Here is a 25,792-nt window from a genome sequence, read left to right on the forward strand (position 1 = left end):
GGTAGTCCACCCCAGGCTGGCGTGTGATGGTGGTCTCAACGCGATGGTGGTCGGCACTGTCGTCGGACTCTAGAGGAGCGGGGTAGATGACTCCATCGGTCACAACTCAGCACGAAAAGATCAAGTCGTTCGACTGGGAGCCGAGCTACTTTCGTCGTGACGCGCTGTATCCGACCAAGTACAAGATCCCGCCGAAGACCAAGGACCCGTTCCGCACCCTGGTGCGTGAGTACGTGGGGATGGAGGAGGAGAAGGACGACCGGCAGTACGGTGCGCTCGAGGATGCGCTGAGCCGGATGAACAACTCCGGGCAGGCCGAGCCCCGCTTCATGGAGATCATGAAGCCGGTACTGGCACTGGTCGACTTCGGTGAGTACGCCGCGATGAAATGCACCGCCATGCTTGTCGACACGGTGGAGAACCCGGAACTGCGCCAGGGGTATCTCGCGCAGATGATCGACGAGGTGCGCCACACCAATCAGGAGGCGTACTTGATGCGGTACTTCGCCAAGCACGCCCCGGACCCGGCCGGGTTCAATTCGGGGTTCCAGATGCGCGCCTTCGACCCGATCGGGCGACCGGGTCGGGCGGTGTTCGAAGCGTTCATGAACGACGACCCGATCACCAATTCACTGAATCTGCAGGTTGTCGCGGAGACCGCGTACACCAACCCGCTGTTCGTGGCGGTGACGGAGGTGGCGGCCGCGAACGGGGATCAGGCAACCCCGTCGGTGTTCCTGTCGATCCAGTCCGACGAGGCGCGGCACATGGCGAACGGCTACTCGACGCTTGCCGCGGTGCTCAGCGAGCCGGAGAACCTGCCGATGCTCCAGGAGGACTTCGACACTGCGTTCTGGCGTCAGCACACCTTCCTCGACAATTTCCAGGGCGCGGTCTACGACTACTTCTCGAAGGTTCGGCTCAAGTCCTACAAGGAGTACTGGGACCAATGGATCTGGGACGACTGGGCCGGTAGCTACATCGAGCGGTTGGAGCCGTTCGGCCTGAAGGTTCCGCGCTGGATCCACGATGCGAAGCGGCATGTGGAATGGGGCGGGCATTCGGCGGCTATGGTGTCGGCGGCGCTGTGGCCGGTGCACGCCTGGCGGTCGGACTACATGGTCGAGGAGGACTTCGCGTTCCTCGAAGACAAGTACCCCGGCTGGGAAGAGCATTTCGGCGACTTCTGGAAGGCCTACCGGGAGATGGGCGACCCGCGGAAGGGCCACCTCGCGCTCGAACTGTTCCCCGCGATGCCCCCGATCTGTCGGACGTGTCAGATGCCTGCCGTGATGCCGCGGCCCGATATCAACGAGATCCGGCTGTCGATCGACAAGGCCGGTCAACGGCACGCCTTCTGCTCGGAGGCCTGCCAGCACATCTTCCGGCAGGCCCCGGAGCGGCACAGCGGTATGACCTGGTGGGAGGTCAACGACGGTGTCGAGCTGGCCCGTTACATCGAGGACGCCGGTCTGCTGCGTTCTGATGGCCGGACCCTGATGGGACAGCCGCACTTGCATACCGAGGAACGCTGGCTGTGGACCATCGAGGACATCCGGCGCACCGGCTTCGTCATCCAGGACCCGCTCAAGGCGTTGCCGGCCGACGCGTTTAAGGAGATCTGATGAGCACCGAACTGATCTCCGAGGGTGCGGTGTCCGAGACGGTGGGCGAGGGGTTCTACTCGGCACGCGAGCTGACCTACATCCGACCGCAGAAACGCCGGCTGAGCGAGTACGAGGCGGTCATCTGCAACGCCCAGCCGGACCTCGACCAGTTCGACTCCGGCGGCTGGTATCTGCTGCGGCCCGATGGTCTCGGCTGTCAGGATGCCCGAACCACCGCACTGGTGCATCCGAACTGGTTCCAGTACCGCGACCCGTCCAATCTGTGGCAGCGGCCGTACATCAAGCTGCAAGCCCAGCAGGAACGGTCCATCCAGGGGGCGATCACCTCCGCGAAAGTGAACGGCGCATTCGGCGACATCGCGCCGGGGTGGCTCGATCTCGTCTCGCGCTACTACGAGGCGTTCGCCTCGTTCCAGTGGGGGATGTTCAAGGCGCATGCGTTCGTCACCCGGGAGGCGTTGTCGGACACCCTGTCGATGACCTACACCTTCAGCGGGATGGACCGACTTCGTCACCAGCAGGACATCGCGCTCTACAGCCTGGACCTGTACGAGCACGCCCCCGGCTACACAGAGGGCGCCGGCGCCGAGGCCTGGCTCAACGATCCGGCGTGTCAGGGCGCGCGGCGTCTGGTGGAGCGGCTGCTCTCGCTGCAGGACTGGGGCGAAATGGTACTGATGACGAACCTGGTGGTGGAGCCGCTGTTCACCGCCCTGATCGGTAGCGAGTTCTTCCGGCGGCTCGCCCCGCTGCACGGTGACGTGGTCATCCCGGTGATCGAGATGACCGCGGAGGCGGACCGGCTTCGCAACCGCACAGCAACGCAGGAGTTGATCAAGATGCTCACCGCCGATACCGACCGGACGGGGCGGCCCGTTCCGGCAGCACGCAACCGCGAACTCGTCCAGGGCTGGGTCGACTCCTGGTATCCGGATGCGTTGGCGGCCGTCGACGCGTTCCTGCCGGTCTTCGACGCCGCACCGGCCGGGTCCGGCGTCGGCGAACGTGCCCGAGCGCGTGTCGTCAGCTCGACCGCCGACATCCTGGAGCGGGCCGGTCTGCGGGTTCCCGCGGCGGTGACGTCATGAGTGGCACGGGGGAGCACGGACGGAGAACGATCGGGCTCGTCCTGATGAAAAGCGAGGAAGCGCAGGCGACCGTGCACTATGTCGCCGAGGAGTGCCCGCAGATCCGGGTACAGGATCGGGGCACGTTCTTCCTGTTTGAGGCCGAGGGGTCGATCCGCATCCCGTTGGCGGAGGTCGAGGAATACCTTGGCAAACCGTTGACGATGTCGCGGTTCCTGGTCTGCATGACCAGCTACTACGGGCGGGCACAGGTCGAGGACGACGCCTTCATCATCACCTCGGACATGTCCCAACTCGAACCGGCGAAGATCTGAACCGATGGCTGAGATGGCACGCGTAACACTGGAGCCGACGGGGGAGCAGTTCTCCGTCGGCGAGGACGAGGACATCCTCACCGCCGCCCTGCACAACGGCATCAACCTGCAATACGGCTGCCGGCACGGGAACTGCTCGTCGTGTAAGCACTGGCTGCTCGACGGCGATGTCGACGACTCGGCGGGGTCGGTCTATGCGATCCCGCGAAACGAACGCGAGGACGGGGCGATCCTGCTCTGCTGCGCCTTCGCCAAGAGCGATCTGGTGATCGAGATCCACCAGCACGAGGGAGTCGAGGCGCTTCCGCCGATGACACCTCCCAGCACGCGGCGGGCCACGGTCCTCGGGCAGCGCTCCATGACACCGAATCTGGTCGAACTGCGGGTCGAGCTGGATGAGCCGCTGAGCTTTCGGGCCGGTCAGTACGCGGAGTTCACCCTCGACACCGGGGACCGCCGCTCTTACTCGCTGGTGAACCCGCCGAGTTCGGGACGCGAGCTGACCTTCTGTGTCAAACGTGTGCAGAACGGGGTGTTCAGCGGCGTGCTCGACCGGATCGGTCCGGGATCGCACCTGCATCTGGAGGCCCCGTTCGGGACGATGTTTCTGCGGGAGACGGGTCGTCCGGTGATCGCGGTCGGGATCGGCTCCGGGATCGCGCCGCTCCTGTCGATTCTGACCGACGCCGCCGACCAGCAGGTCGACGTCCCGATCCGGTTCTACTACGGGGCCCGCACCACCGGTGACCTGGTGTATCTCGACGAGCTCGCCGAGCTGACGCGAAGGTTACGCGATTTCCAGTTCATCCCGTGTCTGTCGCAAGGCTCCCCGGACACACTGCCGCGCAACGGGCGCGCGGGCCGGGTCACCCGAGCCGTCGCCGAAGACATCCCGGACGCATCACTGTATGACGCGTACCTGTGCGGCGCGCCGGAGATGTGCGATGCCGTCGGGCGCCTCCTCGAAGCCAAGGGCCTGCCGGAGGCACGCATTCACGCCGACAAATTTTATTCCGCCACCGAATCGGACCCGGTACAGGTATCTGAACACCGACCAAACTGGGCAAGGCGATGATTCATGAACGCCCTTCACGAAAGGTGTGATCCGCGAGGCAGAAGGGTTCTCCTCGCGGACCCCCGACCGGGAGGCGGGTACCCGCCGACGATCATCCCCGCGATACACGAACCTGGCCCGCGAGAAGCACTCGGCGGCCAGCTCAACAGCAGGGAATGCGGCTAGGCGTTCGCGCCCAACCCGACACGCCAAGAATAGGTTTCATACACAAAATTTTCTCCAGGAGTTTGTCATGACAGCTGTAGCAGAACACCCGATCATGCCTGCGGTTCGTGGGTTCCTGAACGGCAACAAGAAGCTCTTGATCGGTGGCGAGTGGGTCGACGCCGCCTCGGGCAAAACCTTCGCCACCACCGACCCGGCCACCGGGGCGACCTTGACCGAGGTGGCCCACGGCCAAGCCGAGGACATCGATCGGGCGGTCCGCGCCGCCCGAAAGGCGTTCGACACTGGACCGTGGCCGGAAATGAAACCCAACCAACGCGAACGCCTGTTGTGGCGCGTCGGGGACATCCTCAGCGAACGCGCGGCCGAGTTCGGCCAGCTCGAAGCACTCGACAACGGCAAGTCGGTGGGGATCGCCACCGCTGTCGACGTCGCCTGGTCGGCGGATGTTTTCCGCTATTACGCCGGCTGGGCCACCAAGATCGAAGGCTCCACCATCAATGTCTCCATGCCGTTCGCCCCCGGTGGCGAGTTCCACGCCTACACATTGCGCGAGCCGGTCGGGGTGTGCGGACTGATCGTGCCGTGGAACTTCCCGCTGCTGATGGCCGCCTGGAAACTGGCGCCGGCCCTGGCCGCCGGGAACACCGTCATCCTCAAACCCGCCGAGCAGACCCCGCTCACCGCGCTGCTGCTCGGAGAAGTGTTCCAAGAAGCCGGGTTCCCGCCGGGTGTGGTCAACATCGTCTCCGGATTCGGTGACGCCGGCGCAGCGTTGTCCGGACACGGGGATGTGGACAAGATCGCGTTCACCGGTTCGACGGAGGTCGGCAAGAAGATCGTCGACGCGGCCAAAGGCAACCTGAAGAAGGTGTCGCTCGAACTCGGCGGCAAGAGCGCAAATGTGGTGTTCGCCGACGCCGACTTCGACCTCGCCGTAGAAGGTTCGCTCAACGCGTGGTTGTTCAACCACGGGCAGTGCTGCGTCGCGGGCACACGGCTTTACGTGCAGGACAACATCTTCGAAGACTTCACCCAAGCGATGGCCGACGCCGCGAGCAAGGTCAAAATCGGTCCCGGAATGGATCCGGCCACCCAGCTAGGACCCCTGATTTCGCAGGAGCAGTTCGACAAGGTCACCGGCTACCTGAGAGACGGGCTGGCCGACGGCGCCAGGGCTCTGACCGGCGGAAAACGGTGGGGCGAGACCGGGTACTTCGTCGAGCCGACTGTGTTCGTCGACGTCAAACCGGAGTTCAGCGTGGTCCGCGAAGAAATCTTCGGTCCCGTGGTGGCCGCGTTGCCGTTCGATGCGGACAACGGTGTCGTCGCCGCGGCGAACGACTCGATTTACGGGCTCGCCGCCGGCATCTGGACCAAGGACATCTCCAAGGCGCACCGGACTGCGAAGAAGCTCAAGGCCGGGTCGGTGTGGATCAACCAGTACAACGGTTTCGACACCGCGATGCCGTTCGGCGGCTACAAGCAGTCCGGTTGGGGACGGGAACTCGGCGGCTCCGCCATCGACCTGTACACGCAGATCAAGTCCGTCAACATCGCCCTCTGACAATCTCTTACCGACAAGGAGTTTCAATGAAGACCAAGGCTGCGGTACTACTCGAGCCGGGAAAGCCATTCGAGATCATGGAACTCGACCTCGACGGTCCCGGCGTCGGCGAAGTGTTGATCAAATACACCGCCGCCGGGTTGTGCCACTCGGACCTGCATCTGACCGACGGTGACCTGCCGCCGCGCTATCCGATCGTCGGTGGACACGAGGGATCGGGCATCATCGAAGAAGTCGGTCCCGGTGTCACCAAGGTCAAACCAGGTGATCACGTGGTGTGCAGCTTCATCCCGAACTGCGGAACCTGCCGGTACTGCGCCACCGGTCGCTCCAATCTCTGTGACATGGGCGCCAGCATCCTGGAAGGGTGTATGAGCGACGGCAGTTTCCGGTTCCACGGCAACGGTCTGGATTTCGGGGCGATGTGCATGCTCGGCACCTTCTCCGAACGCGCCACCATCTCCCAGCACTCGGTGGTCAAGATCGACGATTGGTTGCCGCTCGAGACTGCGGTGCTCGTCGGCTGCGGCGTTCCGACCGGCTGGGGCACCTCGGTTTATGCGGGCGGTGTGCGGCCCGGCGACACGACCGTCATCTACGGCATCGGTGGGCTCGGCATCAACGCCGTCCAGGGTGCGGTGAGCGCGGGCGCGAAGTATGTCGTCGTGGTCGACCCGGTGGCATTCAAACGTGACACGGCGATGAAGTTCGGTGCCACCCACGCCTTCGCCGACGCGGCCAGCGCTGCGGAAAAGGTCAAGGAGATCACCTGGGGGCAGGGCGCCGATCAGGCGCTGATCTTGGTCGGCACGGTCGACGAGGACGTGGTCTCGGCGGCGACCGCGGTGATCGGTAAGGGTGGCACCGTGGTGATCACCGGGCTGGCGGATCCGGCGAAGCTCACCGTGCATGTCTCGGGCCTCGATCTGACCCTCAACGAGAAGACGATCAAGGGCACCCTGTTCGGCTCGTCGAACCCGCAGTACGACATCGTGCGGCTGCTGCGACTCTACGATGCCGGCAAGCTCAACCTCGACGACCTGATCACCACCAGATACACCCTCGACCAGGTCAACGAGGGTTATCAGGACCTGCGGGACGGTAAGAACATCCGCGGCGTGATTATCCACGCGTGAGGTGATCGGGACCCGTGGCTGCGCCAACGCGACTCCTCCGCACGCGGCGCAGCCACGGCTGCTTGGTAGTGATTTCAGTCGGTCGGCGCGGTGATACTGCGCCCGGAGGCCTTGGCGCTCGGGCGTGGTGCGGCGGCGTGGCCGGTAAACAGGTTTGGGGCGCGAGGCCCGAACGCCGTTGGAAGCAGTTGGACGAGTATCGCGACCGGGTGTCCTCGGTCGCGGCCCCGTGGTGAAGAACTCACCCGAGAGACAGAAAGAGCGTGCAGCCGACGTGGCCAAGATGATCGCCTTCGACGAAGACGCCCGCCGTGCCCTGCAGCGGGGAGTGGATAAGCTCGCCGATGCCGTCAAGGTCACCCTGGGCCCCAAGGGTCGCAATGTGGTGCTGGGCCGCGACGTCGCCAAACCCCTCGTGACCAACGATGGGGTCACCGTCGCGCGCAGTGTCGAACTCGACGACCCCTACGAAAAGATGGGCGCCGAACTCGTCAAAGAGGTCGCCAAGCAGACCGACGACGTGGCCGGTGACGGAACGACCACCGCGACCGTGCTCGCTCAAGCGATGGTGCACGAGGGTCTGCGTAACATCGCCGCCGGCGCGAACCCTATGGCGATGCGGCGGGGGATCGACGCAGGTTTGGTCGGGGTAATCCGGGCGATCAACGACGCGGCCAGACCGATCGAAACCACCGAACAGATCGCCGCGACCGCGACGATCTCCTCCGGTGACCCCGCTATCGGCACCATTGTCGCCGACGCGCTGGACAAGGTCGGCGTGCACGGCATCGTCACCGTCGAGGCGTCGGACACCTTCGGCCTCACCCTCGAGCTGGTGGAGGGTTTGCGATTCGACAAGGGCTACCTCAGTCCGTACTTCGTGACCGATTTCGAACGGCTCGAGGTCGTCCTGGACAACCCCTACATCCTGTTCGTCTCGTCGGTGATCAGCTCGATCAAGCAACTGACTCCCATTGTGGAGAAGGTGATGAAGACCGGTCGCCCGCTGGTCGTCGTGGCCGAAGACGTCACCGACTCTGCTCTCGCGTCCCTGGTCGTCAACAACGTGAAAGCCACGTTCACCTCAGCGGCCGTGAAGTCGCCCGGTTTTGGGGACCGACGCGAGTTGATGCTGCGCGACATGGCCGTCGTCACCGGCGGCCAGGTGATATCCGACGCTATCGGGGTCACCCTCGAGGCGGCGAGCCTCGATTTGCTCGGAAGTGCCCGCCGGGTGCTGATCACCAAACATGACACCTCGATCGTCGGCGGCGCCGGCGACGCCACCGCGATCGCCGGACGAGTCAGGGAGATCACCACTGCAATCGAGGCATCGACCGCGGATTACGACACCGACAAACTCCGCGAGCGTTTGGCCAAGCTCAGCGGGGCGGCAGCGGTAATCCGGATCGGCGCCGCGACCGAGATCGAACTCAAGGAACGCAAACATCGGCTCGAGGACGCCGTACGCAATGCGCGGGCGGCAGCGGAAGAAGGCATCGTCGCCGGCGGTGGCGTCGCCTTGCTGCAGGCAGCCGTCACGGCGTTCGACGCATTGCACCTCACCGGTGACGATGCGACCGGCGCCAACGTCCTGCGGGTGGCTCTCGACGCACCGTTGCGGCAGATCGCCGTCAACGCCGGCCTGGAAGGCGGGGTCGTGGTCGACAAGGTCCGACACCTACCGCTCGGGCACGGTTTGAACGCCGCAACCGGACAGTACGGCGACATGATCGCCGCCGGAATCATGGACCCGGTCAAGGTAACCCGATTAGCGCTGGAAAATGCGGCGTCGATTGCGGCGATGTTCCTGACCGCCGAAGTGCTCATCGCCGACAAACCCCACATCCCGCTCTCGGAAATGCCTCCCCTCTGACAGGGAGACCGTTTTCACCGACGGGTAAGCCGCGACGACACCACCGCCGCACCGCAGGCAAGGAGACCAGGAATGCTCGTTCGAAAGATCGCTCTCACCGCGATACTCCTCATCGGGCTCGGTCTGTTTGCTGTCCCGCTGGCGACGGCCCAAGCTGTGACCAATCACGGTCACCTGCACGACAATCCAGGCAAACGCTATGTGCGCCAGGGTGATTCGGCGAGACGGGTGCGGCGGTAGCGCCTGGCTTTGTTCGGTGTTGGCCGTCGTGCACAGACCACAGCGGCAGCCGCAGTTGTAGGCAGATGAGGTGCCGTGTTGTCCGACGATCCGGGTGTGCGCCCGGATCACCGCGATGTATGCGCGCTGGCTCACCGTGTTCCCGCGTCTACATGATGAACATCGACAGGCGAGGTTGCAGTAGGCGTTCACGGTTCCGTGACGCGAGTCGTCCGGCGCGAGCATGCTCGGCCACCGCCTTTCATCGGAGCGAAACTGCTAATACTGAAAGAGGAGCTTGCAGAGCGCCGCGTTCGTGGTGGCCTCAGGAGTATTCTCGCCCTTCACCGAACCCATGATCCGGTTGGCTATCCCAGAGCAACTCGTTCACATTGTGCAAAGAGACCCACCGCGATCGGATCATCCATCGCGCATCAATACCGGTGGCTCGCCACCGCCCGAACGATCGAGTCGTCACGATCACGAAGCTCGACGCTGCGGGCGACGGCGCGGTCGTGGCCGCGCCATCTGCGTTTGATCTCCACCTTGCGGCGCCCATGTGAAGGGCCAGCGATTGGTGCCGTGCGCGATCGCAGCGCCAACGGAGGCGCGGAGGAGGGCACGCAGCTCCGGTCCGCTTCTGTGAGAAGAGGACGCGATGCGGCGGCGGCGCGCAGAAAAGGTCGAAACCCTGGGTCGCGCAATGCTCAGCGTGCGCATGCTCGAGGCGCCTCATATCGGTGACACCGCAGCCGAGGTTGGTGCCCGCTGTGCGCCGTCGCCCCGGGCACGCCCGGACACCGACAAAGTTCACCACTACGGTGGACACCACATCACCCCAGCAATACACCTCGACCTCGATGTGTCACCGGTAGCTCGGCAACACGGACTCTGATGGTCCCCCGAGAAATCTAGTGACAACCCACTCGCCTCGCCACTGGCCGAACGGGTCATCTCACACCCCCCCAAACGGCGGGGCAAGTCGGGATCGGGTCGGGCGCTGCGCGGTGTCGAGGACAGGCGAGCTCTCAATCGTCCCGTCCGCTTCGAATAGTGACGGCGGACCGCCCTTCGAGCGAATGCTCGAGCCTGAGCTCGCCTCACACGCTGGAGCGGCGTGGTCAAGTCCCGTGAGGTGGTGTACGACGTCGTCGTGTGATTCCTCGGCTGGTGGTTATGCGGTCAGGGCCGCCGGTGTCACCTCCTCGGCGGGTTCGGATGGTGTGTGGGTTCCGCGGGAGCGGGCCAGCACGTCGAGACCGAGGTAGCGGCGGGCTTCGATCCATTCGTCGTGCTGTTCGGCGAGGACTGCGCCGACGAGCCGGATGAGGGCGGTGCGGTCGGGGAAGATCCCGACGACATCGGTCCGCCGCCGGATCTCCTTGTTGAGTCTCTCCTGGGGATTGTTGGACCAGATCTGACGCCAGATCTGCTTCGGAAACGCGGTGAACGCGAGCAGATCCACCCGGGCCGTATCGAGGTGATCGGCGATCCTCGGGAGCTTCTCCGACAATGCATCAATCACCCGATCATATTGAGCATGAACAGAATCGGCGTCTGGTTGGTCGTAGACCGAGTGCAGGAGCGCTCGCACCCAGGGCCACGAGTTCTTCGGGGTCTGGGACATGAGATTCGTCGAATAATGTGACTGTAAGGAATTAATGTGTCGATTCGGGTGTGTCGCCCTCTCGTGGTGGTATGGCAGCGAGGAGGGCGGCGGCGGTGCGGTAGCGGATGGTTGCCGGTGCCGGGGTGTAGAAGTCCTGTTCGAGCAGTGGCCGCACGTCGAGCAGGGCATTGCCGATGGTGCGAGGGCTGACCTGGAACAGTTCGGCCAGGACGGCGCGGTTGCAGAGCTGGCGCATATGCAGAACGGTGGCCAGGACGCGTTCGGCATCGGTGATCTTCTGGAGGAAGATTCCGCCGCGGCCCCCTGGCATGCGTTCGCCGCCGCGTTGGGCGTAGCGGCGTCGCTCGACCATGGCGGCTTGCCGGACGGCGAGACGTTCGACGAGGTCGCCCAGTTGCCGGCGACTCATGCCGGTCAGAGCCGGATGCGACAGTGCCTCGGGGAGCGGCCGATTCGGTGTCGGGACGGGTGCCGTGCCGTCACGGAGAAATCCCGCGAGGTCTGCGGCGGTGCTGAAGCGAAGCCCGATGGTCGGGGTGACGTGATGGCCGTGTTCGTCGAGCAGCATCCGCGTTTCGGCGATGATTTCGCCGATGGAGTTCGGATTCACCCCGAGCAGATCCGAGAGCACCCGCTGAGGGCAGACCTGCCGCAGATACACGACGGTGATCAGCAGGGCCGCGGCGTCCGACAGCAGCCGTCGCCCGCCGGCACCCGGAGCATTGCGGCGCCGGCCGCCGCGTTGGTGCCAGCGGCGTTGCTCGGCGCGCGCGGCCTGGGCCGGTGCCAGCCGTGCGGTGAGTTCGTCCAGCTCGTCGCCAGTCATGCCGGTCAGGCGCGGGTCGGCGAGCATCGCGACGGCCGCGGCCCGCTCGCCTTCGCGGTCCCGGCCGGGAACCGGAGCGGCGTCGACGTGAGTGGGTTCGATGGTGTAGTTCCGCCGTACGGGATGGCCCGTTCCGCATTCGGTCCGGTGAAGAAGCTGTGATCGACCACCCGCACCGGATCGCCCTGCGGGCGCCACTCGCGCCCCGGGGTGGGCAGCTGGCCGAGTTATGAGGTAGGCCGTCGGGCGTGGTGCCAGCGCAGCTGGACCCGACCCGACGACCCCCTCCCGAACCGGACGTGCTCGCTTTCCGAGCATCACGGCTCTCCAGTGACTGCAGGACACCCAGCACCGTTTCGGCTTCTCGCATCACGCGTACCTCCCGGCCCTCGGGTATCCGATCACCTGGCCCACTTGGCCCTGTGGACGGCTTTCCCGTCCTCCTCGGTGGGGCGTTACTCCCACGACTACTACTGAGCCTCTGTCGCCATAGGGCACATGGCGCGTGCCCGTTAGGCGATCCCACGTTCGTCCTTGCCATACGTCATAGAGCGATTTAGGTGCCCCGTTCATCCCCTTGAATTCCCTCATTGGGAATCGCTCCGCACCACGGAGGCTGTATCGGATAAGAGCTGACTCCGATACACGATGCGGCGCCGGTTTCAGGTACATTTCCGACGGACGAAAAGTTGCGTCTTCTGGGGATTGGGGTTCAGGCAGTTTCGCTTTCACCATGTCGCTCGGGTCCCGCAGCACCCCGCTCCTGATACCTGGACACGGTCGCTGCTTCAATGGCATGCTACGGTTCCCTTCACCTTTCGGATCCAGGTAAGCCATCAGACCCAGGAATATTTCCTCCGAATTCCTCCCAGCTGAACTAGGAATATGACAAGGCGCCTCGTGGCGCACGTTCCTTCTTCTTCGAATCGACGCTGATCACCGGCTCGCCCGCGTCCTGGTGCGCCTTGACCTGCTCGTTGATGTAGCGGAACTGCACGTCCCGGTCCGGGTGCTGCTCGCCTTCCAACGTCTTGGCGTTGGCCTGCAAACTGAATCCGTTGTCCCGCAACAACCGTCCCACCGTCGGTGCGGACACCGGATGGCCCTTCCGGGTCAGCTCCTCGGCCAGGTGTCGCAGCGACTTGGTCGTCCACCGCAACGGAGACTCCGGATCCCCACGCTCATCCGGCTCGACCAGCGCCAACAACGCAGGCACCAGCTGCGGATTCAGCGCGTCCGCACCCTTGCGGCCCCCACCCGGACGGCGGACCCGACCCGTCGGCGCCGGCTGCTCGCCGGCCTCCAACTCGAACACGCCCCTGCGAACCGTGGTCTCGCTGACACCGACCGCCCGGGCCACCGCCCGCACCCCGCCATGCCCCAGCGACCGGGCCTCCGCCGCCAACGCCAAACGCCGCTGCCGCTCGTTCAGATGCGGCAACAAGACCTCGAACCGCTCCCGCAACCGGTCCTCGACCTCGCTCACAACCGCCCTACCGCACCGACCCGACTCAAACCGCAAAACACCATGTTATTACCTTACAGTCACAATGCGTTCGGCAGCGTTGCCATGCCGCTCCCGGCAGGGTAGCGCCGATCGCCGACACGAGGCCGGCGTGCGCGTCGGAGGTCACCAACCGCACCCCGGACAAACCGCGGGCGACCAGCGACCGAAAGAACGCCAACCAGCCGGCGCCGTCCTCGCTGGAGGTCACCTCCAGGCCCAGGATCTCGCGGTAGCCCTCGGCATTGACGCCGACCGCCACGAGGGCGTGCACGTTGACCACCCGCCCGTTCTCGCGGACCTTCAACACGAGGGCGTCGGCGGCGACGAACGTGTACGGCCCGGCGTCCAAGGGTCGGCTGCGGAACGCCTCCACCTGGGCGTCGAGGTCCTTGGCCATGACGGAGACCTGCGACTTCGACAGCGAGGTGATGCCGAGGGAATCGACGAGCTTCTCCATCCGGCGGGTGGAGACTCCGAGCAGGTAGCAAGTGGCCACCACCGAGGTCAGGGCACGTTCGGCACGTTTGCGGCGCTGCAGCAACCACTCTGGGAAATACGAACCCTGACGCAGCTTGGGGATCGCGACGTCGAGAGTGCCGGCGCGGGTGTCGAAGTCGCGGTGTCGGTACCCGTTGCGGCTGTTGGTGCGGTCCTCGGAGCGCTCGCCGTAGCCGGCGCCGCACAGGGTGTCGGCCTCGGCGCCCATCAGCGCGTCGATGAACGTGGACAGCAAACTCCGCAGCAGGTCAGGGCTGGCGTCGGTGAGGCGATCGGTCAAGAACTGGTGCAGGTCGATATCGTGGGCAGTGGTCATCGCGTGCTCTTTCGTCGAGTCGAGTTGGTAGCTCTCTCGAAGAATCACGCGATGACCGCCTACTTTCCGGCTACGACACGCCGGTGACGTCCTGATCCGGCTCGTACACCATCGTCATGGACGCAACCAGCGGCGTAACGCCCCGGCCTTGTCGGGCGGGGGCAAGTAGGGCTTCTTCCTCGACACTGTTGCCGAGTACCAGTGGCCACGGGACACGGCCGGGCTGGCACCGGCGACCGTGGACGGGTTGACAAAGCCGATCATCGAGATCTGCCGGGCATTACAGACTGGGGCCGTGGCAGCTGACCCCGCGTCAGGTCGACAAGTATTTCGCCGAGGTGGGCAAACGCGGCCGGGCGACGGTGCGCCGCAAGATGACCCTGATCGACCACTACTTCGCGTTCCTGGAACAGCGATACGCCGGCGAGATCGCCCGCCGCTTCGGTGTCGCGTTCGAGTCGCCGATCGACCCGTTCAACCGTCCGCGGCATCGCGGCGACTACGGACTTCGCATACTTCCGTCGCACCGTGCCATGCGCGAATTCTTCGGCCGCTGGCGGGAATCGCTGAACGAGGCCCGGAAGCCGGTGATCGCTCGACGTCACTACGTGATGGGCAAGCTCACCTACCTCTCCGGTGTTCGTGCCGCCGAGTTCTGTGGGGTGCGGATCGGCGACGTGCACTGGGAATCCGGGCAGTGAGGCCGATTCCTGTTGCACAGCAAGGTAGCTCGCGGATCCGGGCCGCGTCATCGCGGGGGTATCTGTTCGAGGAAGGCCGAGCGCTGCTCTGGTGGTACGTCGAAGAAGTCCGCGCGGAATTTTGCGACCCAGACAACCCGGAGGCGCCGCTGTTCTCGTCCGAACGGATCCCGTCGGCGGTGTGTGCGTTGAACGTGGATCCGCCGGCGATCGCGGTGACGCCGTCGCCGTTTCGGCGCGCCCTCAAGGACGCGGGTCACCGATTCCTTAGCGGACCGGTCACCGAGCTGCATCCCCACTTGCTCCGGCATGCCTGCGCGACCAAAACTACGAGCGCGGAATGTCGCTGTGGGAGGTTAAGAAGTTGCCGGGACACGACCGCGTGATGACCACGGTTTCGATCTGGCCGCGCACGCCGACCCGGAAACCGCCAGCCAGCCTGGCTGCAGCCGAGCGGGCGCTGCAACGACTCGTCATGGACAAGGGGAACTGCGATGCAAGGGAACCTGCGATGGGCCGCAGCCAAACGCGATATCTGGCGGCCCAGCGACCTCCTCGCCGCCTTCACCAACGTGGGGTTCACGCGATCGCTGAGCAAGGTCGCCGCACCATGGAGCGGCAAACCGACCACCGTCCGCGTCGACGACCTGGACAGGATCTGCGCCGCATTGGACGGCACGGTTGCCGATCTGCTGGAGGCCGAACCCCTCGCTGTCCCCGACGAACACGAACACCATGCGCGTCGAGCCGTCGGCCGCGGGAACGAGCCCGTGCGGCCGACGCCCAGGCGAGGCCGAGCCCGCCTATCTCTGCCACCGAACTGACGATGGCGTCGGGTAGGAAGAACTGGCCGATCGTGCAGTGCCCAATCTGCTTCGGCTGGGGCGAACGACGGCAATACACCGCCTGCTCTGCCTGCGCGAAGTGGCGGCGAACCTTTCTGCGACGAGAGCATTGCCTGCGGTGCAGACAGCGCAACCACGTCAATGACGACGGGCTCTGCCGCTGCTGCCTGCAGATCGTACGCATCGAGGACCCGAACTGGATGCTCTATCCCGCTTCCGGCCGGGCCGGTGCGGCTGGCGCTGATCGTCCTGGATTGCGCGTGCCCAAGGCAACCCCGCTCGTGCTGCCTAAGAAGTGGAAGAACCCAAGGGCAGCAAAGGAAATGACGCGCGGTGACATGGTGCCGACCGCATCAACTTGGCCGTTGACAGAGACGTGGCACGGGCCATCGTGCTTGGTGCCAGCGACGATTCCGCGCTGCTCGAATTGCGGCGCAGTGACAACTCTCGCTGGCGGTGGCGTACTGAGGTGGGCGAAAGATCTCAATCCCGGCCGAGCCGCACTGTTGATCACGCCACTCGACCGCGACTAGGAATTGCGGTGCATCCTGGCATCACCGTCTTCCACGCGTGGCGGGAATCGATCCGGCTTGCCGCTCGGACGGGTAATTCCCGGCCGCCGGAATCACGGTTGCGAGTAGATCCTCCACCGGCGACTCGCCCTGTCGGTTTAGGCCATCCTGAGAGAGATCTCAAAGACCCTTTGGGATAAACGAGGTGTGCATGAAAGAATCTTCGGCGTGGGTCAGCGTCCGCTCTGTGGTGAAATTACGACGCTGACAGGTTTAACAGAGTCGCACGGGAATCCGCCTAACTCGGCATGCTGCAAGATCAGAGCGGGGTCAGTTGCGTCGTAAATGCAGTACAACTTGTCGTCGGTCACGAAGCTCTGCACCCAGCACACGTTATCGCCCAGCTCAGACAGCACTTCGTTCGACCTTGCTGAGATATCGTGTAGCTCCTGCTCGCTAAGCTGACCGGCGCCGGGTAAAGTGCGCTCGATTACGTAGCGGTCCATTTGTAACTCCTCGACTCTGAAGAATTACCGCCACGCGAAGCACGGAGGCAATTGGGGGGCGGGCTGACGATTGGTTGGGGTGGATTACCCCATTTAGCCGCCATTAAGCCGGTAATTCTGCGCAAGTACTCAAGTGGTGCCGGCTCAAATTTCGCTAGATATCTGCGGTGCGAGTATTGAAGATCGCGACTAGATTCCACACCTTATTGTGTCCCTCCGTTGCAGCGGTGGCTATGCTCCACGAATGGAGCCTCTTGGCTTGGCCGACATTCAGCTCAGATGACCGGCTTCGTTCAGCGCGTGATCATCCAACATTCTCCGAATATGAGAAGCAGTCTCCCGGATTTCTTCGGTGATGAGAGGACCCAAGTCCGTGTGGTTCGTGGCAAACGTTCGTTGCCACCGGCCTGACCACCTGAGTTGGCTCACGTTTCGGCGGTGAACGGGTACTCACGCCTGTGACCTGCTTGCTTGTATTCGGATCGGGCGGATTTCACGCACTAATCGCATCGGTTTAGGCTCGGCGGGTGGCGTTTATCAGGAAGGTGCGCACCAAATCCGGGGCCACGGCCGTGCAGATCGCCCGATACGCAAACGGCCGGCAGGAGATCGTCACACACATCGGCTCCGCCCACACCGACCTCGAACTCGGGATGCTCCTCGAACGCGCCCGGGCATGGCTCGAACCCGACCAGCAGGCTCTCGATCTGGGTGTCACACCCCAGATCCCGGTCGAAAAACCCCTGCCCACCGGGCAGAAGACACTGCTTGACCCCGCCGAGAAACCCGCGAGGATCGATGCGCCGGGACGTACCGAATCCACCGGATCGGTGCTGCTGCGCCAGGTGATGACCGAGGTGTACGAGCAACTCGGCTTCGGAATCGTCGACGATGAGGTGTTCCGCGATCTGGTGATCGCCCGCATCGTCGAACCCGGTTCGAAACTCGACGCCGGCCGGGTCCTGCACGACCTCGGCGCCGACCCGCCCAGCTACGCCACGATCAAACGCCACCTCAAGCAGGTCATCACCGGCGAGTACCGGGACAAGATCGCCGAGCAGTGCTTCGCCCACGCTGCCGAAACCGGCGGCCTGAGCCTGTTGCTCTACGATGTGACGACCTTGTACTTCGAAGCCGAAAAAGAGGATGACCTGCGCAAAGTCGGGTACTCGAAGGAACGTCGGGTCGACCCGCAGATCGTGGTGGGGTTGCTCGTCGACCGCACCGGCTTCCCCCTCGAAATCGGATGCTACGAAGGCAACGCCGCTGAAACCCACACGATTGTGCCGATCGTGCGCCAGTTCCAGACCCGCCACGATCTCGAGGGCGTCGAGATGGTCGTGGCCGCCGACGCCGGGATGCTGTCGGCGGCGAATCTGGCGGCGTTGGATCGGGCGGGCCTGAAGTTCATCGTCGGGTCACGGGTGACGAAGGCGCCCGGTGATCTCTGTTCCCATTTCCATTGGAACGGTACAGTTTTCAAAGGTGGGCAGATCATCGACACGATCACGCCGCGGCATGGTCGCTCGGTGGTGAACAACACCCGTAAACGCGCCGAACCCGTCTGGAATCAGGCGGAGCATCCGAATGCGTGGCGGGCGGTGTGGCAGTACTCGCGCAGTCGGGCGGCTCGTGACGAGAAGACCCTGAACGCGCAGGAGGCGCGGGCTCGTGCTGTGGTCGACGGTGACACCGTCCCGAAGTCGACACGGTTCGTCAAGGCGACTGCGAAGGGCCGACGGCTGGATACGGCCTCGCTGGAGCGGGCGCGGATGCTCGTGGGCTTGAAGGGTTATGTGACGAATCTTCCTGTGTCGGTGATGGATCCGGGTGAGGTGATCGGGAAGTATCACGAGTTGTGGCATGTGGAGCAGTCGTTTCGGATGTCGAAGACGGATCTGCGGGCGCGGCCGATCTTCCACCGGACCCGTGATGCGATCGAGGCGCACCTGACCGTGGTGTTCACGGCGTTGGCGGTCTCGCGGGTGGTGCAGGAACGTAGCGGATTCGCGATCGGGAAGGTCGTGAAACTGCTGAGACCACTACGGTCGGCGACCATCGCGATCAACGGGACTCGCCACACGTTCCCACCCGACGTCGAGGCCAACACGAAGGCCCTGCTCGACCGGATTGTGGAGCCCTGAGTTCACGCACTAACGAAATGAGCCAACTCAGGTCCAACATTCTCCGAATATGAGAAGCAGTCTCCCGGATTTCTTCGGTGATGAGAGGACCCAAGTCCGTGTGGTTCGTGGCAAACGTTCGTTGCCACCGGCCTGACCAGGTACCGAGGCCCGGACTCGCTTCACGGACGGTAACTTCCCAGTCAGTCGAGAAAGATGATCGGGGAGTACGGTATGCCAGTTTGATGACGAAATCAGTGTCCGGGTACGCGATGCGGAGGGAGTCCGCGGAGGCCTGGATTTCCCTCACACCTGGAAGGTCCGCCAGATCGAGGAGTGAGCTGAGGTCGGCTTGTCCGGCGGGGGGAGGTCCGCTCAATTCCGTAGTACCCATCGATGACTCCTCGAGGCTGTTGACTAGGCCGAAGTTACGGTCAGGTGGACGAGCGAACCCCCAGTTGAGCTGGGGGTTCGTTGGTTTCGGTTGTGGTTGTTCTGGCTACCTGACCGCCAGGGGGATGGCGGTGTCGAGGAGTTCGAACGCGCGTCGTTGGGTCGGGGTGGGGACGGCCAGGGTCGCCACGATCGGTCCGACCTCGCCGTATTGGAGGTCGTTGCGGGTCAGGGTGGCCAGGTGGGCCAGCAGGGCTTGGTAGGAGCGGGCCGGTAGGTCACCGTCGGTGGTGGTCTTGCGGGCCGCCTTGCTGTTGGCGGCGGCCGAGCGGGCCGCCGGTGCGACGGGATCCTCGCGGTGCGGCGGGTTCTCGTCGGTGTAGGTCAGCGGCGCCCACGCCCGGCGCAGGTGCCAGGTGAGGTGGGCGGCGAGCATGCAGATCAGCACGTGACCCTTCACCCGGTCGGTGAGTCGGTGGTGGATCGGGCGCAGGTCGAGGTCGATGGCCTTGAGGGACCGGAAGTCGCGTTCGACCCGGGAGAGGTTCTTGTAGGCGTCGATCACGGCGGCGGTGCCGAGCTCGTCGGCGCTGGCGGTGGTGCGCAGGGTGTAGATGCCGTCGAGGGCGGCCTCGGCGTCGATCCGCTCCCGGTCCCGGGTCACCGTCAGCGAGGTGTCGGCGATGTCGAGGTGGAAGTGTTTGCCCACCTTGTATTTTCCCAGCACCCGGCCGACCCGTAGGCCGATCTTCCCGGCCCCGGCCCCGGACAACCGGCCCGCGGTCACCGCGGCACGGATCGGGGCCAACGCGACCTCGGTGGCATCGAGCAGTTCGCCGCGTTTGCGGGCCCGCTCGTCGGCCAGCGCCGGGTTGCGGCACACGATCAACCGTTCCCCGGGGTAGTCCGGGTGGGTGATCTCGGCGAAGTTCTGGGTGTCGAACAGCGACATCTGCAGCGGCCCGTCGTCGGCGGCGAGGGCGGCGATCTGCGGGGCCCGCAGCGCGGTCAGCCACCCGAGTCCGCCGAGTTCTTTGAGGGCGGTGATGCGGGCGGCGGTGATCATGCCGCGGTCGCCGACCATCAGCATGTTCTCCAGCCCGAAGGTGTCCTTGACCGCGGTCACGGCGTGGGTGAAGGCGGCCGGGTCGGCGGTGTTGCCGGGAAACACCCGGACCGCGACCGGACGGCCCTCGGGGTCGGTGAGCAGCCCGTATTCGATCTGCTCGCAGCCCTTCTTCCCGTCGCGGGAGTAGCCGCGGGCGGCCAGGTCGCAGTGCCGGCCGGTCACCCAGGAGGAGGACAGGTCGAACATCGCGATCCGCGAGGGATTCACCTTCGGGTCCAGATGCTTTCCGGCGAGCTGTTTTTCGATGCGGTCCTGGCGACCCACCAGCCAGTCCATCGCCGCGTAGATCTCGTCGGTGCCCGCCCCGGCGACCTCGAGGTCCACCCCGAGGGTGGTGTCGGCCCACCAGGAGGCGGTCGCCAGTTTCGAGGCCGGGGCCACCGCCCGGGCGAGGATCAGCGCCATCGCCAGATCCCGCTGCCGGCCGGCCGGGCCGAGCAGGGCCGGCAGGCCCAGAGCCTTGGCCTGGGCCCAGACCGCGGCCACGTGTCCGTGCGACACCGAGCGGAGCACCGTGGCCGCGGTGTCTGCCGGCACCAGCGTCTGCCCCTTCAGCCCGGCCTCGACCCAGTCGATCACGTGCGCGGGCAGCGTGGACAGGTTTGCCACGGTCTCGTTGCGCACCCGGGTGCCCTCGCGGAACGTCCGCCGCAGATAGGCGGACTCGTAGTCGCGGTGTTGCCCCTGTTTGTCCACATGCGACTTCCGCACTCTGACCACATGGACCGCGTCCCCACGCTTTGCCATACCTGTCACGGTACTGCAATTCACGACGATCAGTCGCCGCGACACGCCAACAATTCTGACTACATTCGAAGAGCTCCGAACCCGAGAACGGGCAGATCAGAGGCGAACCCGGCACTCAGACTCGCCGTAACTTCGGACTAGGTCTTACGGTACGCACGCTAACGCTCGCGCGGACCGCCGCTTCGGGTAGTGACATACCTGCCCGATCGGCGTGTTCTAACCATCTGTCACACACGCCGACGACGGCTTTGGTGGTCGGCTGGGGCAGGCTTCGCAGCGGCACAGTGGAGGTGGCGGGCTATTCCCGAATACAGTTCATTGATTTGGGATGTTTCCATCGGACGGCTCGCCTCGCCGAGGGTGTCGAGGAGGTGCCCGCCGTCTAGCCGCAGCTTTGGGGTTAAGGCTGGGTTAAGGCAGGTTGCTGCGGACTCGCATCTCCACAGTGGTGAACGACTGAACATCACCGTTCCGATCCCCAACGTTGAAGTCGCTGGCTTGGGGGATCTGAAACAGGGACATCTGAAAGTCGTCGATCTGTCCTGACGCGCTGATGGTCCTTAAGGATCTGCAGCGCGTTCCGCCACGGCGTTTTACATTGCGGGGGTGAGGGAAATGCGCGCCGGCGGCCGAGATCAGAGTTTGAGGCGGGTCAGCGCCGCCGAAACGCCCTGATGCTGCACGGCAGTTCAGTGCCCCACCCGGGCGGTCGGCACCCTCGACGCGCTGACCCGGTGCACAGGTTAGCGGCAGGTGTGGGGGAGTGGGAAGGCCGAAACACAGGGTTTACTTGGTCGGCCCCTGGTTGTGGCGATCAACGAGATAGACGACCTTTGCTGTCACGACATCTGTGGCGGTGCCGCAGTCGCTCCTCCCCGGCGTGCCATCCTGGACGCTCCTCGGCGTCCTCCCTTTGCTTCGCCGGATGCTGCTCGAGGGTGATGACCGGGACGGCCGTAGTTCGCTGGCGTAGTGCGCACGCATGCACGTGAGCCGGCCTCGTCACCACAGAGCAGGCGGCGGCGCGATCCACGCTCTGAGTGGACGACCCGCCCCCACTGACTTATCGCAGGTCGGAGCTCTGGCGTTCTAGCCCCGGTCAGCCCACCAGCGGCCTGAATTCGTGGAGGCTCAGCAGCTGCTGCACATACTGTCCTTCGGCCGGCGCGGTCACGGCGTCGAGCTTGGCCAACTCTCCGGGGCTGGCCGTCGCGATGTCGAGTTGCATCAACTCGGCGACCCACTCCCGGATCTCTTGATGGATCACCCCCGATCACCACCTCTGCACTGTGGGTTGCCCCACCCGTGCCGACGTTGATTTGATCTGAATTGACGTCAGCGCCGGATCTCGAGCTTGTCGAGCCTGACGTCGACACCGGCCTTGCGTGCCTCGGCGATCCGATCGATCAGTGCGTAGGCGAAGCGGTAGTAGTCGATCTGCGAGGTGGGACTGTCGGGATGCGCCGTGTCGGCCGCAAGGAAAGTGCTCAGGTTTGCATGCGCGAGCTTCACCGCCTTGATGGCTGCGTCGTGCAGTTCGACGGGCGCAGTCTTCGCGGCGCATCGCCCTGACAGTCGGGTTTCGGCCCGGACAAGAGCGGCGCGGAGTACGGGGGTGACGCGCTCGATGACACTGTCGGGTGGCGGGGGAACACGGTTCACGCCGTCGCGGATCGCGTGGTCATCGTCCTGGGTGCTCATGGCCTTGATTCTCCTCCGGGCGCCCGGAGCGCGGGGATCACCGACAATTCAACGGGCAAGTCAGGTTAGAAACTACGAAATATCGACTCTGACCTGCCATTTTATTGTGCCCGTGGCAGGATTCGACCCTTTGGTGCGGGTTCACCGGAGCCGCAAATCGGCCCGGGCGCCGACCACTACCGGGCAGGCCCGCGTGCCGGGTACTCGTCTGTGCATTGCCACCCTCACGCTCGACTCGGTGACGTCCCTGGCCGGTGCTGTCGCGTTTCAGCTGTCGAGCATGTCGTTCAGCAGCGTGTCGGGTCGGCGAAGTGCCGTGGAACCCGCGTTTGGTGACGCCGACCCCCGGAGCGAGGCTTTCGGCTCCGAATTTTCAGGAGCCGTGGGGAAATCGGTGAATTGCGAGGGCGCAGCGAACCATCACCGGCGAGGTGCAGCGCCGCCGCCGCCGTTTTCCCGCGCTCGGTGGTTCCGTGCGTTGCGCGCGGCGACGGTAGCATCATCGCCATGACCGCGGACCTCGACCACCGCTGGCGACTTCTGACCGCTGAGCAGCAGGACCGACTGCGGGCCGACCCTGACGGGCCGGTGCCACGTGAGCTCGTCCCCCGTCTCGAACAGTTGGGCCTGCTGCCGCTCGAGTCCCCGACTGGTGAGGAGGGCCGCAGACTGCCGCCGCGGGTTGCACGGTTCATTGCAGACACCGCACGATGACATCCGCGGGAGGATCCTCGCGCTCGGCACCGAAGCCGTGTCACCACCTCACGCAACCGTCGGACGTCGTCAGGCACAGATAGGCGGCGCCCGGCGATGGTGCAGCGGCAGTGCGGGCGGGCGAGCAAAGGTCATCTACTCAATGACCGACCATGACGTGCAGAATCCGGGACTCACACTTGAGTGGGGCGGAAGTCGACCGAAATAGAACCACCGTATAGGTTCGCATGACCGTGCACGGCCCAGGCGGGCGGCTATCACTGCCCGATCAGCGTTCCTTCAGCCTCGAGGTGTACCGCTGGGCAATGTCGGCCGCGTCGTCGGCCATTACCAGGGCCCGCTCCACATCTGCCAGGGCATCGCGCGCGGCGTTGAGTGCCTCCGCAGCGGTGATCGGGTGCCCGAGTTTGTCGGTATCCAAGTCTACGGCGGTGAGCGCCTGATACCCGCGGGCGAGGTCGAGCACGATACGGCGAAGCGCGTGGAGGGTGTCCCGTGCGGTGCCCAACTGCTCGTCTAGGTCGGCGGCCGCGGTCACTGGCCGGTCCCCTCGTTGTCCAACATCTCCTCATCCTTCCCTGGCGGTCCGACACGATAGATGTCTCGCCTGGACTTTTTCCGGCACGGACCGTTTCTGAGCCTAGAGCTGCTCGGATCGCTTACGAGCGAGTTCGGCACGAACCGTGTCGTAGGTGAGTGAGGGTCTTCCCGAATCGGCGTGTGGCACGCCGTCACGCTCGAGCTCCTCCAGGAACTCCTCGAGCCGTTCCGTAGTCCATTTCTCCAGTCCGGCGACACGGCGGTTGTCAGGCATGGCCTCCACTATCCGCTCCCGTCCGAAGTTCGTCGCGCCGAGGATCCGCCGAAGTGCATGTCGGTTTGAGGAGCGGACTGCACGGTTTCGTCAGCGTTTCCCGCCTAGTGCAGCGGCCTTCTGATCGGCGAGTGGTCAGAAGTGCTGCGCCTGAACACTTCCTGACCAGCGCCGTCCCGTTGGGCGGTCCGCTGATAGATTCCGAGTTTCGGTGCCGGATGCCCCGTTGGGGATGGGCATCGTGCTGCCGTCCATCGCGGAGTAGGCGATGGGAGAACGAAACGCGGGTGACTCTAGTGCTGGATTGATCGGCCAAAGGAGCGGTGATGATCGAGTACATATCATCTGATCGTCGCAAGCTTCGGAACATCTTCGACGCCGCCGCCGAGCGGTACCACGACGCTCGGCCTCGCTCTCCGTCGGCGCTCTACGACGAATTCGTTCTTACGACCGGACTGCGCCCAGGTGAGGCGTTACTGGAGATCGGAGGAGCACGGGCACGGCCACCGTCGAACTCGCGCGGCGCGGCTTCGCCATCAAGTCGGTCGAACTCGGGCCTGAACTAGCGAGCGCGGGCCGCAGGGACACCGCGCCGACCACACCGCGACCGCACGACTCGGGGCAGCTCGCCATCTGGTGAGCCAGCCGCCGACGTGGCCGCTACCTCTGATTCTTGCGGCGTTTCTCGTTGTGGCGTGCCGAGCCAGCGCCAGGTGCCGGTTGTTCTGTGCCCGGAAGCATCTCGTCGAGCATGTGGGTCTCGATGTGTGTGTGAACTGGCAGATGCGTATGGCGGCGAGGTACACCAGCTGTGTCCGCGCCTGTGACCTGGGATGGGTTGAGGCGTTGGGCTGTTGGTTTCGGGCGCGGTGGCGTGCGAGGCGTTCATGCGCGCGGGCGCGGCGTGGGGTGGGGGAGTGGCGTCGACGATGTCTTTCGGGGAGGCATTGTCACGTTGACGAGCTGCTGAGGGTGGATGGGAGGATCCTGGTCGTGAGCTTCACAGAACCGTCCTGCAAGGGCCCCCGCTATCCGAGCGAAATCATCGACCACTGTGTGTGGTTGAACTTCAGGGTCACGCTCAGCCTCCGCGACATCGAGGAACTGATGCTCGAACGCGGTGTCGTCGTGTCCTATTGAGACGGTTCGGCGCTGGTGCGCCAAGTTCGGCTGCCAGGCCTACGCAAACCGGCTGCGCCGCCGACGCGCGCGCCCCGGCGACAAGTGGCATCTTGAGGTGATCTTGACGATCAACGGTCGTCGGCAGTACCTGTGGCGGGCCGTCGACCAGGACGGCATCGTCCTCGACGTGCTGGTGCAGTCCCGGAGAAACGCTGAGGCCGCCACGCGGTTCTTCCGGAAGCTGCTCAAGGGGCTGCGGTACGCGCCGCGGGTGCTGATCACCGACAAGTTGGCCAGCTACCAGATCGCGCACCGCGAGCTCATGCCGTCGGTCGAGCATCGCCGCTCGAGGTACCTCAACAACCGGGCGGAGAACTCCCATCAGCCGACCCGACAGCGGGAGCGGGCGATGCGACGGTTCACATCACCAGCGCACGCACAGCGGTTCCTATCCGCGTTCGGCGTCATCTCCTCGACCCCGCCGGCATGGGCTCTCCGCCAGCGACTCCCGACAGGTGATGGCCGACCGCTTCGCGGTCTGGCACGAGTCCACCGGGAGCACCGTCGCTGCCTGAATAGGGACCGGCGACAACGCTTCTCAGATCGCATCCGGACACGCTGTGCCACTGAACCTATCGAG

18 protein-coding genes and 5 pseudogenes are annotated in these 25,792 nt (G+C 64.8%); 13 read left to right on the forward strand and 10 right to left on the reverse strand.

Features of this window, described 5'->3' with window-relative positions:
• Positions 1–86: 86 nt before the first annotated feature.
• The 8 genes from H0B43_RS39390 to H0B43_RS39425 all read left to right on the forward strand — a co-directional run bounded on the left by H0B43_RS39390 (position 87) and on the right by H0B43_RS39425 (position 9,089).
• Positions 87–1,625, forward strand: coding sequence for an aromatic/alkene/methane monooxygenase hydroxylase/oxygenase subunit alpha (locus H0B43_RS39390; protein WP_005572960.1), 1,539 nt, complete (start codon positions 87–89; stop codon positions 1,623–1,625).
• Entirely contained in the window at positions 1,625–2,716 is a 1,092-nt protein-coding gene (locus H0B43_RS39395) for an aromatic/alkene monooxygenase hydroxylase subunit beta (RefSeq protein WP_005572958.1), read from the forward strand. The genes H0B43_RS39390 and H0B43_RS39395 overlap by 1 nt, the downstream gene beginning before the upstream one ends.
• Complete coding sequence (locus tag H0B43_RS39400; protein ID WP_043793395.1) at positions 2,713–3,030, forward strand: MmoB/DmpM family protein; 318 nt, start codon at positions 2,713–2,715, stop codon at positions 3,028–3,030. Before H0B43_RS39395 ends, H0B43_RS39400 begins: the two co-directional genes overlap by 4 nt.
• A gap of 13 nt (positions 3,031–3,043) precedes the next feature.
• Positions 3,044–4,105, forward strand: a complete 1,062-nt coding sequence (locus tag H0B43_RS39405) for a 2Fe-2S iron-sulfur cluster-binding protein (protein ID WP_052024074.1) — start codon at positions 3,044–3,046, stop codon at positions 4,103–4,105.
• Positions 4,106–4,337: 232 nt separating this feature from the next.
• On the forward strand, positions 4,338–5,837 hold the full coding sequence (locus H0B43_RS39410) for an aldehyde dehydrogenase family protein (RefSeq protein ID WP_043793394.1): 1,500 nt from the start codon (positions 4,338–4,340) through the stop codon (positions 5,835–5,837).
• A gap of 26 nt (positions 5,838–5,863) precedes the next feature.
• Entirely contained in the window at positions 5,864–6,973 is a 1,110-nt protein-coding gene (locus H0B43_RS39415; RefSeq protein WP_005572954.1) for an NDMA-dependent alcohol dehydrogenase, read from the forward strand.
• A 274-nt stretch (positions 6,974–7,247) separates the two neighbouring features.
• Positions 7,248–8,849, forward strand: a complete 1,602-nt coding sequence (gene groL, locus H0B43_RS39420; protein ID WP_043789197.1) for a chaperonin GroEL — start codon at positions 7,248–7,250, stop codon at positions 8,847–8,849.
• Between the two features lie 72 nt (positions 8,850–8,921).
• Positions 8,922–9,089: a hypothetical protein gene (locus H0B43_RS39425; RefSeq protein WP_185723524.1), complete on the forward strand. Its 168-nt coding sequence runs from the start codon at positions 8,922–8,924 to the stop codon at positions 9,087–9,089.
• A 1,153-nt stretch (positions 9,090–10,242) separates the two neighbouring features.
• Here H0B43_RS39425 and H0B43_RS39430 read toward each other — a convergent pair.
• The 4 pseudogenes from H0B43_RS39430 to H0B43_RS39445 form a co-directional block, all read right to left on the reverse strand.
• Positions 10,243–10,719: pseudogene (locus H0B43_RS39430) on the reverse strand (IS256 family transposase); the annotation flags it as partial.
• Positions 10,720–10,726: 7 nt separating this feature from the next.
• Positions 10,727–11,765, reverse strand: a pseudogene (locus H0B43_RS39435) (hypothetical protein); the annotation flags it as partial.
• A 669-nt stretch (positions 11,766–12,434) separates the two neighbouring features.
• A pseudogene (locus H0B43_RS39440) lies at positions 12,435–13,010 on the reverse strand (ISAzo13 family transposase); the annotation flags it as partial.
• 64 nt (positions 13,011–13,074) lie between these two features.
• Positions 13,075–13,845, reverse strand: a pseudogene (locus H0B43_RS39445) (IS256 family transposase); the annotation flags it as partial.
• 338 nt (positions 13,846–14,183) lie between these two features.
• On the opposite strand from H0B43_RS39445, the gene H0B43_RS39450 reads away from it, so the two are divergent.
• Positions 14,184–14,546, forward strand: coding sequence for a hypothetical protein (locus H0B43_RS39450; protein WP_005560263.1), 363 nt, complete (start codon positions 14,184–14,186; stop codon positions 14,544–14,546).
• Between the two features lie 494 nt (positions 14,547–15,040).
• Positions 15,041–15,370: a helix-turn-helix transcriptional regulator gene (locus H0B43_RS39455; protein WP_005560265.1), complete on the forward strand. Its 330-nt coding sequence runs from the start codon at positions 15,041–15,043 to the stop codon at positions 15,368–15,370.
• A gap of 766 nt (positions 15,371–16,136) precedes the next feature.
• Here H0B43_RS39455 and H0B43_RS39460 read toward each other — a convergent pair.
• A complete protein-coding gene (locus H0B43_RS39460) occupies positions 16,137–16,409 on the reverse strand; it encodes a DUF4242 domain-containing protein (RefSeq protein WP_005560266.1) in 273 nt (90 codons plus the stop codon).
• Between the two features lie 527 nt (positions 16,410–16,936).
• Here H0B43_RS39460 and H0B43_RS39465 point away from each other — a divergent pair.
• Positions 16,937–18,553, forward strand: a complete 1,617-nt coding sequence (locus tag H0B43_RS39465; RefSeq protein WP_043786706.1) for an IS1634 family transposase — start codon at positions 16,937–16,939, stop codon at positions 18,551–18,553.
• Between the two features lie 478 nt (positions 18,554–19,031).
• Here H0B43_RS39465 and H0B43_RS39470 read toward each other — a convergent pair whose 3' ends face one another.
• The 3 genes from H0B43_RS39470 to H0B43_RS39480 form a co-directional block, all read right to left on the reverse strand.
• Positions 19,032–20,801, reverse strand: coding sequence for a transposase (locus H0B43_RS39470; protein ID WP_052023917.1), 1,770 nt, complete (start codon positions 20,799–20,801; stop codon positions 19,032–19,034).
• A gap of 1,099 nt (positions 20,802–21,900) precedes the next feature.
• Positions 21,901–22,068 carry a hypothetical protein gene (locus tag H0B43_RS39475; protein ID WP_185723525.1) on the reverse strand — a complete coding sequence of 56 codons (168 nt, stop codon included), beginning with the start codon at positions 22,066–22,068 and terminating at the stop codon, positions 21,901–21,903.
• 68 nt (positions 22,069–22,136) lie between these two features.
• Positions 22,137–22,502, reverse strand: a complete 366-nt coding sequence (locus tag H0B43_RS39480) for a hypothetical protein (RefSeq protein WP_005571516.1) — start codon at positions 22,500–22,502, stop codon at positions 22,137–22,139.
• 507 nt (positions 22,503–23,009) lie between these two features.
• On the opposite strand from H0B43_RS39480, the gene H0B43_RS39485 reads away from it, so the two are divergent.
• Complete coding sequence (locus H0B43_RS39485; protein ID WP_082320747.1) at positions 23,010–23,216, forward strand: hypothetical protein; 207 nt, start codon at positions 23,010–23,012, stop codon at positions 23,214–23,216.
• 268 nt (positions 23,217–23,484) lie between these two features.
• Here H0B43_RS39485 and H0B43_RS39490 read toward each other — a convergent pair whose 3' ends face one another.
• Both H0B43_RS39490 and H0B43_RS39495 read right to left on the reverse strand, forming a co-directional pair.
• A complete protein-coding gene (locus H0B43_RS39490) occupies positions 23,485–23,754 on the reverse strand; it encodes a hypothetical protein (RefSeq protein ID WP_005571513.1) in 270 nt (89 codons plus the stop codon).
• A gap of 102 nt (positions 23,755–23,856) precedes the next feature.
• Positions 23,857–24,030 (reverse strand): hypothetical protein, encoded by a 174-nt coding sequence (locus tag H0B43_RS39495; protein WP_185723526.1) that lies wholly within the window; start codon positions 24,028–24,030, stop codon positions 23,857–23,859.
• Between the two features lie 993 nt (positions 24,031–25,023).
• Between H0B43_RS39495 and H0B43_RS39500 the strand changes: the two are divergent.
• Positions 25,024–25,727, forward strand: a pseudogene (locus H0B43_RS39500) (IS6 family transposase).
• The last annotated feature ends 65 nt before the right edge of the window (positions 25,728–25,792 follow it).

This window comes from Rhodococcus sp. 4CII (assembly GCF_014256275.1).
GTDB lineage: Bacteria > Actinomycetota > Actinomycetes > Mycobacteriales > Mycobacteriaceae > Rhodococcus_F > Rhodococcus_F wratislaviensis_A.

Bases quoted from the DNA above. Each gene is read 5' to 3' on its own strand.
- H0B43_RS39400 (WP_043793395.1), top strand. From the start codon at position 2,713: ATGAGTGGCACGGGGGAGCACGGACGGAGAACGATCGGGCTCGTCCTG.
- H0B43_RS39415 (WP_005572954.1), top strand. From the start codon at position 5,864: ATGAAGACCAAGGCTGCGGTACTACTCGAGCCGGGAAAGCCATTCGAG.
- H0B43_RS39460 (WP_005560266.1), bottom strand. From the start codon at position 16,409: ATGGACCGCTACGTAATCGAGCGCACTTTACCCGGCGCCGGTCAGCTT.
- H0B43_RS39455 (WP_005560265.1), top strand. From the start codon at position 15,041: ATGCAAGGGAACCTGCGATGGGCCGCAGCCAAACGCGATATCTGGCGG.
- H0B43_RS39470 (WP_052023917.1), bottom strand. From the start codon at position 20,801: ATGGCAAAGCGTGGGGACGCGGTCCATGTGGTCAGAGTGCGGAAGTCG.
- H0B43_RS39405 (WP_052024074.1), top strand. From the start codon at position 3,044: ATGGCACGCGTAACACTGGAGCCGACGGGGGAGCAGTTCTCCGTCGGC.
- H0B43_RS39410 (WP_043793394.1), top strand. From the start codon at position 4,338: ATGACAGCTGTAGCAGAACACCCGATCATGCCTGCGGTTCGTGGGTTC.
- H0B43_RS39485 (WP_082320747.1), top strand. From the start codon at position 23,010: ATGACCGCGGACCTCGACCACCGCTGGCGACTTCTGACCGCTGAGCAG.
- H0B43_RS39480 (WP_005571516.1), bottom strand. From the start codon at position 22,502: ATGAGCACCCAGGACGATGACCACGCGATCCGCGACGGCGTGAACCGT.
- H0B43_RS39390 (WP_005572960.1), top strand. From the start codon at position 87: ATGACTCCATCGGTCACAACTCAGCACGAAAAGATCAAGTCGTTCGAC.
- H0B43_RS39395 (WP_005572958.1), top strand. From the start codon at position 1,625: ATGAGCACCGAACTGATCTCCGAGGGTGCGGTGTCCGAGACGGTGGGC.
- H0B43_RS39425 (WP_185723524.1), top strand. From the start codon at position 8,922: ATGCTCGTTCGAAAGATCGCTCTCACCGCGATACTCCTCATCGGGCTC.
- H0B43_RS39495 (WP_185723526.1), bottom strand. From the start codon at position 24,030: ATGCCTGACAACCGCCGTGTCGCCGGACTGGAGAAATGGACTACGGAA.